This is a genomic window from Polyangium sorediatum, assembly GCF_029946465.1.
GTDB classification, from domain to species: domain Bacteria; phylum Myxococcota_A; class Polyangia; order Polyangiales; family Polyangiaceae; genus Polyangium; species Polyangium fumosum.
In genome coordinates this window covers 49,060-57,294 of sequence record NZ_JARZHI010000069.1, presented here as the reverse complement: position 1 = coordinate 57,294, position 8,235 = coordinate 49,060, and the positions used below count along the sequence as shown (strand labels likewise).

At 67.9% G+C, this 8,235-nt stretch carries 8 protein-coding genes; 2 read left to right on the top strand and 6 right to left on the bottom strand.

Going from position 1 to position 8,235, the window contains the following annotated elements; translation table 11 throughout:
• A partial coding sequence (locus QHF89_RS41015) for a DUF2169 family type VI secretion system accessory protein (protein WP_284721593.1) occupies window positions 1-1,258 on the bottom strand: 1,258 nt, incomplete at its 3' end.
• Window positions 1,259-1,428: 170 nt separating this feature from the next.
• Here QHF89_RS41015 and QHF89_RS41010 point away from each other — a divergent pair.
• Entirely contained in the window at window positions 1,429-2,331 is a 903-nt protein-coding gene (locus QHF89_RS41010; protein ID WP_136971966.1) for a hypothetical protein, read from the top strand.
• A 53-nt stretch (window positions 2,332-2,384) separates the two neighbouring features.
• Here the strand turns inward: QHF89_RS41010 and QHF89_RS41005 are convergent, their stop codons facing one another.
• The 5 genes from QHF89_RS41005 to QHF89_RS40985 all read right to left on the bottom strand — a co-directional run bounded on the left by QHF89_RS41005 (window position 2,385) and on the right by QHF89_RS40985 (window position 7,239).
• The gene (locus QHF89_RS41005; RefSeq protein ID WP_284721592.1) at window positions 2,385-3,686 is read right to left on the bottom strand and encodes a matrixin family metalloprotease; all 1,302 of its coding nucleotides are present in this window, start codon (window positions 3,684-3,686) and stop codon (window positions 2,385-2,387) included.
• Window positions 3,687-3,902: 216 nt separating this feature from the next.
• On the bottom strand, window positions 3,903-5,198 hold the full coding sequence (locus QHF89_RS41000; RefSeq protein ID WP_136971964.1) for a matrixin family metalloprotease: 1,296 nt from the start codon (window positions 5,196-5,198) through the stop codon (window positions 3,903-3,905).
• Between the two features lie 489 nt (window positions 5,199-5,687).
• A complete protein-coding gene (locus QHF89_RS40995) occupies window positions 5,688-5,939 on the bottom strand; it encodes a hypothetical protein (RefSeq protein ID WP_136971963.1) in 252 nt (83 codons plus the stop codon).
• 211 nt (window positions 5,940-6,150) lie between these two features.
• The gene (locus tag QHF89_RS40990; RefSeq protein WP_136971962.1) at window positions 6,151-6,672 is read right to left on the bottom strand and encodes a hypothetical protein; all 522 of its coding nucleotides are present in this window, start codon (window positions 6,670-6,672) and stop codon (window positions 6,151-6,153) included.
• Window positions 6,673-6,675: 3 nt separating this feature from the next.
• A complete protein-coding gene (locus tag QHF89_RS40985) occupies window positions 6,676-7,239 on the bottom strand; it encodes an NADH-quinone oxidoreductase subunit NuoB (RefSeq protein ID WP_136971961.1) in 564 nt (187 codons plus the stop codon).
• 80 nt (window positions 7,240-7,319) lie between these two features.
• Here QHF89_RS40985 and QHF89_RS40980 point away from each other — a divergent pair, with 80 nt between their 5' ends.
• The gene (locus QHF89_RS40980) at window positions 7,320-8,228 is read left to right on the top strand and encodes a LysR family transcriptional regulator (protein WP_136971960.1); all 909 of its coding nucleotides are present in this window, start codon (window positions 7,320-7,322) and stop codon (window positions 8,226-8,228) included.
• Window positions 8,229-8,235: the final 7 nt, after the last annotated feature.

Genomic DNA, 8,235 nt, shown 5'->3' with positions numbered 1-8,235 from the left:
TGTACATCGGCGGCGCGGCCGGGGGCGCGGCGGCCGGCGCGCTCAGCGACGAGGCCGGCGCGCTCAGGAAGGGGAGGCGCCCGCCGGACGCGGGAGGCCGGGCCGGCTCGGGCGCGGCGCCGGGCGTCGACTGGAAAGGCAAGACGCGCCCGGTCGCGCCCTGCGCGAGGCTCGGATCGGCGATCGTCTGGGCCGGCGGCGGCTTCAGCCGCGGGGCCTTCCCCTCGGCCTCTTCGCTCGGCGGGATTGATTTCTGCGGGCGCGGCGGCGCTTCGGGCGCGGCCGCGGCCTTCGAGGGCGGCGCGCTGTCGAGCCATACCTTCACCTCGCCCGGCTCGTCGCGCAGGCGGATGGGGATCTGCGCGCGGAACGTCAGCGTGCAGAGCAGCCGATCGGTGTCGATCCACAAGGTATCGGCGCGCATCGGCTGCGGGCCTTGCCCGCGGCCCTCGACCAGGAACACCGGCGCGAGGCCCGGCAGGCTCGTGACGAGCCGCGGCACGCTCGGGTGCAGGTTTTCGAGGAGGATACGCGCGTTCGGGGGGATGAAATCGGTCTGCTGATCCGGCGGCGCAGCATTGAAGTAGCGGAAATCGAAGCCGTCGGGGATGTGTGATTCGTACCAGCGCTCGGGCAGGCTGCCGCGGGCGAGCGCGCCGAGCCGCTCGCGCCGCGCGGGCCACGCGGGCGCGAGCGGGCCGAACCCGACGGGCTCGACGAAATCGGAAGGGGCGCGGAGCGTGACGCCGGGCCACGTGATGTTCGGGACGCGCACGCGCCCCATCGCGTCGGCCCATCCCGCGCGCACGCCGACCGGGTTCGCCGTGTCCGGCCCGCCGCCGGCCCGCTCGAAGACGAGCGGCATGCGCGTGAAGCGTTGCCCCTCGGCGAGGGAGCCGTCGGGCTGGAACCAGCGGTCCTGGGTGACCTCGATCGATTTGTCGACCTCGCCGACGAGGAGGCGCGCGACGACCGAGCGCGCGGGGACCTGCTGCGGCGCGTGCGCGGAGCCCACGAGGAGCACGTCTGCGCGTGGCTTGAAGGGGACGACGTCGCTCGGGACGCGCAGGCTGCGGTTCGTGTCGTCGTCCCAGTGCTCGTCGGCGGCGGCGATGTCCTCCGGGTCCTCCGCGAGTGGGGACGTGCCCGGCGCGAGGGAGAAGGTCGCCTTGCAGACGACCGTGAACACCCACCCTTGCGCTCGATTCGGCCAGATCAACGACGCACAGGGGAACGGGGCATTCGAGACGATGTGCATTGGATCCCGCCTGCTCGAAGAGGAAAAGTAGTAGGCGAACGAGGGGGTCCTTGTCAACGCGTCGCCGCAGCACGTCGGCGCGTCCCCGGGGGGAGCCCCCCTGTCCCCCGACCCATCGAGCACGACGCTCCCGTGGCATTTTCTCCACGTCTCCTGTAGGCTGGAGAACCATGAACGTTCGGAATCGATATTATCGAAGTGCTATCCTCGGTCTTTGCCCCATTCCCGGCACGCTCGGCGCGCACGTCGCGCATGGCGATGTGTTCGCGTACGATCCCCCCGGGCTCGCGGTGACGTACATCAAGGGCCGCTTCACGGACTATGATCTGGGCGTGGGGACGATCCGCTGGCGGGAGACCCCGGCGTCTGGCAGTTTCCTCGCCGAGACCAACGTCAAGGGGGACGTCGTCACGTCCTCGTATGGCACCGACGTGCTCTCCGTGGTCACCGTGAAGGAGGACAATGGCACGATTCGCTCGACCGAGGTCGAGGAGTCGTGGCAGGGCTGCTCCCTCACGCAGCGCGCGCGGCCGCTCGGCGGGTCGAATGCGCAATGGCTGACGCACGAGGGGACGTGGGACGGCCAGGTGTATCATTACGCGCAGGAGCGGTACACGCGCACCCGCGGCCAGAAGCAGGTCTTCTACGGCGCGCGGCAGCCCGATGGATCCTGGAACGAGTCGTATGTCTACAACGGGGTCGGCACGGACATCGACGAGACGTGGGGCGGCAACGCCGACGGGACGACCTGGGTCGACTGGCTGATCAACTGGGGCGACGCGTACATCTATGGCAGCGACACGATGTACCTCGACGGCTCCCGCCGCCGGACGATCGAGGAGGTCTTCGAGTCCTGCAGTGATTCGTACGACTTCACGATCGGTTATGACGGCGCGGGCGTGGGGACGAGCACGCGCTGCGAGGTGGTCTACCCCTATCCGGACGACCCCGAATGGTATGACACCATCTATTCGAGTTGCACGATGAAGATCACGAACGGCGCGTGCTCGCGGACGTGTACGGACGGCGGCACCTATTCGTGCGAGTACGCCATGTCCCCGATCATTTACTGAAAAAGCGCCCGTCGCGGCGCCTCGATCGCCGCGACGGGCACGCACCGAACTTGTCAGTGGCAGCAGGTGTTGCTGGCCCAGGCGACGCCGCCGCCGGACCGGTAGATCACGAGGTTGCCGTCGTTCTGCACGGCCAGGTTGGCGTATTGGTTCGCCGTCGAATTCGAGTCCGTCTCCCACACCTTCTGGCCCGTGGACTTGTACATGACGAGGTTCCCGTCCTCCTGCAGGAGGACGCGGTCGGCGCCGTCGCCGTTCGTGCCCGAGGCCCAGAGCGCGCTGCCGTTCTTGTAGAGCACGAGGTTGCCGTCGTTCTGGAAGATGAACTGGAAGCGGCCGTCGCACGACCAGACCGATTCGCCCTTCCCGAGCCCCTCGCCGGCATTCAGCCAGCCGCAGCCCGAGGGCGCGTTGTACGCGGCGTACCGCGACCAGATCCCCGCGTGATCGTCGGAGCTCAGGTAGACGTCCACGCCGCTGTAGGTCGGGTACATGACCGCGTAATCGTAGCTCGAATGGCCGAGGCCGAGGGCGTGCCCGAGTTCGTGCAGGGCCACCGTCTCGAAGTGGGTGCCCGACGACGAGGTCGACCACGACTCGGCGTCGTCGAAATGGATATCGCCGCCGATGCCGCTGCCCGGCGACCAGGCGTGCGCGAGCGTGCCGGACTTGCCGTCGAACGCATTGTCGCTGCCGTCCCCGTGGTCGCCCGTGTAGAAGCCGATCACGATGTTCCCGCCCGAGGTGACCTCCGTGAAGGTGAATTTCGTGACGGTGCTCCACCGGAGCATCGCGCTCTGGACCGCCGCGCGGATGGCCGATTGGCTCAGGTCCGAGGTGTAATTGTCGAAGCGGTACGAGAGCGCGGACGAGGACCAGGTCCCGCCGGCATGCGAATAGGGGGTTCCAACCTCGAAGGTCGGCACCACGCCGGGCGGATCGTAATAATCGGGGTGGCCGCAGCGGGGCATGTGCATGACCCGCTGCGTCTCGGCGTCGACGATCCCGGTCACGGGCAGGCCGTGTTGCGCCTGGTAGAGCCGCACGCCCTCTTCGAGCGCCTCGTCGAAGCGCGCTGGATCGGCCGGCTCGCGCGAGACGGCGGGCGTCCAGTCGGCGTAATGCTCGGCGAGCTCCTCGTTCTGGTAATACCCGAACCGGCGCAGGTGCTCGTAGACCGCCCGCACGTCCTTGCCCTGCGCGCCGAGCCCGAGGCCCTCGGCGGCCATGGCGTTCTCGTCGCCGAGCGCCGTGACGTCGTCGGCCGCGCATCCCACGAGGGCGAGCGACGCGGCCGCAGCGAGGGGCGCGAGGGAGAGAGCGAGGCGAGACGCGAAGCGGTTCGTCGAGGTCATGGGATCCATTCTCCGTGTGCGTGGGACGAAGGCCCTCATCGCAACGGTCATGCCAGCTCTGCGGGGGCTGTCCATGCCGCGGCTATCTTGCCGGAAGGAATGATATTTTGGTGGTTCGACCCGGGGACGGAGGTCCTGGGCGCGGCGGGGGTTGGCGGCTGCAACCTCCATACTGGAGGCGGCAGCCGCCACCAGGCGCGGGGGGTGGGATTCGCCTCAGTGGCAGCAGGTGTTGCTGGCCCAGGCCACGCCGCCGCCGGTCCGGTAGAGCACGACGTTGCCGTCGTTTTGCACGGCGAGATTGGCATAACGGTTCGACGTGCCGGGCGTGTTCGTGGCCCACACGGGGTGGCCCGAGGCGTTGTAGATGACGAGGTTTCCGTCCTCCTGCATGAGGACGCGGTCCCCGCCGGCGCCGTTCGTGCCCGTGGCCCAGAGCGGCGAGCTGCCCATGTAGAGCACGAGGTTGCCGTCGCTCTGGTACTTGAGCTGGAACCGGCCGTCGCACGACCAGACGGACTGCTCCGCCGAGAGCCCCTGGCCGGCATTCAGCGAGCCGCAGCCCGAGGGCGACGCATAGGAGGCGTAACGCGACCAGATGCCTGCGCGATCGTCGTCTTCGAGCTGGGTGTCGGTGCCGGTGTAATACGCGTACATGGTCGCGTTCGAGACGGTCGAATGGCCGAGGCCGAGGGCGTGCCCGACCTCGTGCAGGGCGACGGTCTCGAGGAACGCCGACGACCACGACTCGGCGTCGTCGAAGTGCACGTCGCCGCCGAGGCCGCTGCCCGGCGAATAGGCGTGGGCGAGGACGCCGGACGAGCCGTCGAAGGCGCCGCCGGTGCAACCATGGCTGCCCGTATAGAACCCGAACGAGATGTTCTCGCCCGAGCTCACCTCGGAGAAGCTGAAGGACGAGATGGAGGTCCACGAGAAGAGCGCGCTCTCGATCGCGGACCGGACCGAGGCCTGGGCGAAGTCCGAGGTATAATTCGCGAATTTATAGCTCAGGGCCGTGGACGACCAGGTCCCCCCGAAATGCGTGTAGGGGTTCTCGATGTCCAGGGTCGGCACGACGCTCGGCGGATCGTAATAATCGGGGTGGCTGCACCGGGGCATCTGCATGATCCGGTGCGTCTCGGCGTCGACGATCCCGGTCACGGGCAGGCCTTGCTGGGCCTGGTAGAGCCGCACGCCCTCTTCGAGCGCCTCGTCGAAGAGCTCCGGATCGGCCGGCTCGCGCGAGACGGCGGGGGTCCAATCCGGGTAATGCTCGGCGAGCTCCGCGTTCTGGAAGTACCCATAACGACGAAGATACTCGTACACCTTGCGCACGTCCGCGCCCCGCGCCCCGAGGCCGAGGCCCGCGGCGCCCTCGGCGGCCACGGCATCTTCGTCCCCGAGCGTGGTGACGTCATCGGCCGCGCATCCCACGAGGGCGAGCGAGGCGGCGGCGGCGAGGGGCGCGAGGAAAAGAGCGAGGCGAGAATCGAAGCGGTTCGTCGAGGCCATGGGATCCATTCTCCGTGTGCGAGGGACGTGGACCCCTATCGCAACGGGTATGCCAGGGCGGCGGAGGGGCGTGGCGTTGGGGCTATCTTGCGGGAAGGAAGGAGGTTTTCTGCTTCGGAGGGCGGCGGATGGGTTCGGGGCGTGTCGGGACCTGGTGGTGCCAGCCTCCAGGGTTGGAGGTGGGAACCGCCAATGCAGCCGTCGGCGGGACGAAAAAGGGGGCGGCGGGGCGTCACCTACGTCCGCGCGCGTGGTGAAGCGGGGAGGTGAGGCTGGTTTGGGGCAAGGACGGGCGTGGCGGCGGTGAGGTGAGGCGTCACCTGGGCGAGGTCACGGCGTGCGCGGGGGTGGATCGGGATGGGGGTGGCGGGTGCAGGGCGTGAGGGGCGGGAGGTGAGGGGGGAACCGGGCGGCGCGGGACGTGCGCGCGGGGAGGTGAGGGCGAGGGTGGGGGATTTTTGGGCGGCGCGGGGGTGGGTGAGGGGTGGCTCAATCGATGGGGGTCAGGCGGCCGCCCTGGGCGCGAAGCTCCAGCAGGGCAGGGACCGTCTTGCGGGCGAGGTCGGCGGCTTGTTCGGCGTCGGCACCGTAGATCCGCTTCGTGCAGGGCTCGTCGAAGCCGGTGATGTCGATCTCCGCGGCGTACGTGTCTCCTTGCGGCGACGGCGGGCGGAGGGTGACGGTGATGAGCCGAGGAGGGCGGCCGTCGGCCGGGGTCCATTGCAGCTTTTGGGTTTGCATGGGCGAGGTCATTTCTTGGTGCAGTCCCGGAGACACCGCGTGTAAATGGCGTGGGCCTCTTGATGACATGCCCGTCTGTTCTCAGCCCCGAGTGTTGCTCAGCCAGGGCTCGATGCAAATGGTGCCAGCTCGGGCGGATCCGGACGGCCCGGGCGTGGGGATGACACTTGCCACCCCGTCGCTCATGGCGACAGGCGATTCGAAGGAGCCTCTACCCGCCAACCGCCGTCTGATACGACACGACCACAAGATCGCTCGTTTCCCCAACCTTCGGCACCACGAACGGCACGAATCGGGTTTTCTCCCAGACAACCCACACCGATCGACGGATCGTCCAGCGACGGCCAAGCTTGTATGCGGCGAACCAGACCAGGGCAGCCCCGACATGCGGGAGGAGCGCGGCCACGCGGGATCGCAGGGGCGCGCGATCGAGGAAGAGGGCGTAGGCGAAGAGATACGCGAGCGCGCCGAGCCCGCTCTCCCCGGAGAACATCGCCCCGAGCAGCGCGAGCGACGTAAGGAACGCGCCCGGCTTCCAGCCGTCCCGGCGGGCACGATCGTGCGTGATGCGCGCGATCACGCCGAACAGCGTCGAGAGGATGGCGTGCCTGTTCGCGATCCAGCCGAGGACCATCGAATGAGCGTCGTCGACCGCGAAGATCAGCGCGGCGATTCCTGCGGCGACCGTGGCGCCCCGGGCAAAGCCGGGGCTGTAGATATGGGAGCGAATCACGTCTCATGTGGACGCTTCGCTCTTCTTGCGAAGCTGAACCAAGTCCTTCAGCGGATCCGTGCGCGGCTTGACCACGCCGGGGCGGGGATCACCGCGTGCGATTTTGTCCTGGAGGAGCAACAGGCCGTCGAGCACCGCCTCGGGGCGCGGCGGGCAGCCTGGGACGTAGACGTCGCAGGGGATGATCTTATCGATACCGGCCAACGTCGCATAGTTGTCGTAGAAGCCGCCCGAGCTGGCGCAAGTGCCAAACGCGAGGACCCACTTCGGTTCCGGCATTTGCTCGTAGATCCGACGGAGCGCCGGCGCCTGACGCTGGCTGATGGTTCCGACCACCCAGAGAAGGTCCGCCTGACGTGGCGAGAAGCGTGGTATTTCCGCGCCGAAGCGCGCGTGATCGAAGCGCGGGCCGGAGAGCGCCATGAACTCCATGCCGCAGCACGCAGTCACGAACGGATAGCAGAAGAGCGAGTATTTGCGTGCCCACCCAAGCATCGGTTCGAGGCGCGTGGTGGCGAAGCCACCGTCGCCGTCGCGGAGGGTCAACGTGTGATTGGGCTCTACCATTTGTCGAAGAGCGTACGACCTCGCGTTCGATACGACCATGACATTGATCGCAACGGTTCCAGACCCTATAGGTCTGAATCATGGAGCTACGTCACCTACGGTACTTTGTCGCTGTCGCTGAAGCGGAGCACTTCGGAAGGGCCGCCGAGCAGCTTCACATTTCGCAGTCGCCGTTGAGCCGGCAGATCGCCCAGCTCGAGGAGGAGATCGGCGCCAAGCTTTTCGTCGCCTCCGGACGCGGGGTCAAGCTGTCCCACGCCGGCCGTAGCTTCCTGGAGGGGGCGCGCGCCACGCTGGCACGCGCCGCGCGGGCGGTCGAGGACGCCCGCGAGGCGGCGCAGGGCCGCATCGGAACGGTTGTGATTGGATTCGAGGGCGGCCTGGCCTACAGCGGCCTGCTGCCCAGGGTGGTGCAGATGTTCCGCGCACGTCATCCGCGCGTCGAGGTGCGCCTCGTGCCGCTACCGAGTGAGGAGCAGGTCGCCGCCCTGCGCGATGGCAAAATTTCGATAGGGTACGGTTATCATCCGCCGGTAGAAAACCCGCTCGTCCGCTTCCGCGTGCTGTTTCGCGATCGTCTCAGCGTGGGAATGTCGAAGAGCCATCGACTCGCCACACGACGCACACTGCGGATCGCCGACCTGAAGAACGAGCGCTTCATCTGGAGCCCGCGCAAGCGGAGTCCGCGGCTCTACGATGACGTCATCGCCGCGTTCCGAGCGCATGGCCAAACGCTCGAGATCGCCCACGAGGAGGCGGACGGTGAAGCCCTCGTCACGCTCGTCGCGAGCGGCGAGGGCCTCAGCTTCTTCACGGAGAGCGCCGAACCCTTCATCCGAGTTGGCGTTGGAGCGGTCCTCAAGCGGGTTCGTGACCTGGACGTCGTCATTCTTGGTTGCTCCATGTGGCGCGCCACGGACGAAGAGGATCCGCTCGTACGCTCCCTCCTCGAGATCACGAATTCTGAGCACAGCGCCCGGGAGGTCTAGCGATGCG

Coding starts and splice junctions, on each gene's coding strand:
- QHF89_RS40980 (WP_136971960.1), top strand. CDS start 7,320: ATGGAGCTACGTCACCTACGGTACTTTGTCGCTGTCGCTGAAGCGGAG.
- QHF89_RS41000 (WP_136971964.1), bottom strand. CDS start 5,198: ATGGCCTCGACGAACCGCTTCGATTCTCGCCTCGCTCTTTTCCTCGCG.
- QHF89_RS40995 (WP_136971963.1), bottom strand. CDS start 5,939: ATGCAAACCCAAAAGCTGCAATGGACCCCGGCCGACGGCCGCCCTCCT.
- QHF89_RS40985 (WP_136971961.1), bottom strand. CDS start 7,239: ATGGTAGAGCCCAATCACACGTTGACCCTCCGCGACGGCGACGGTGGC.
- QHF89_RS41010 (WP_136971966.1), top strand. CDS start 1,429: ATGAACGTTCGGAATCGATATTATCGAAGTGCTATCCTCGGTCTTTGC.
- QHF89_RS41005 (WP_284721592.1), bottom strand. CDS start 3,686: ATGACCTCGACGAACCGCTTCGCGTCTCGCCTCGCTCTCTCCCTCGCG.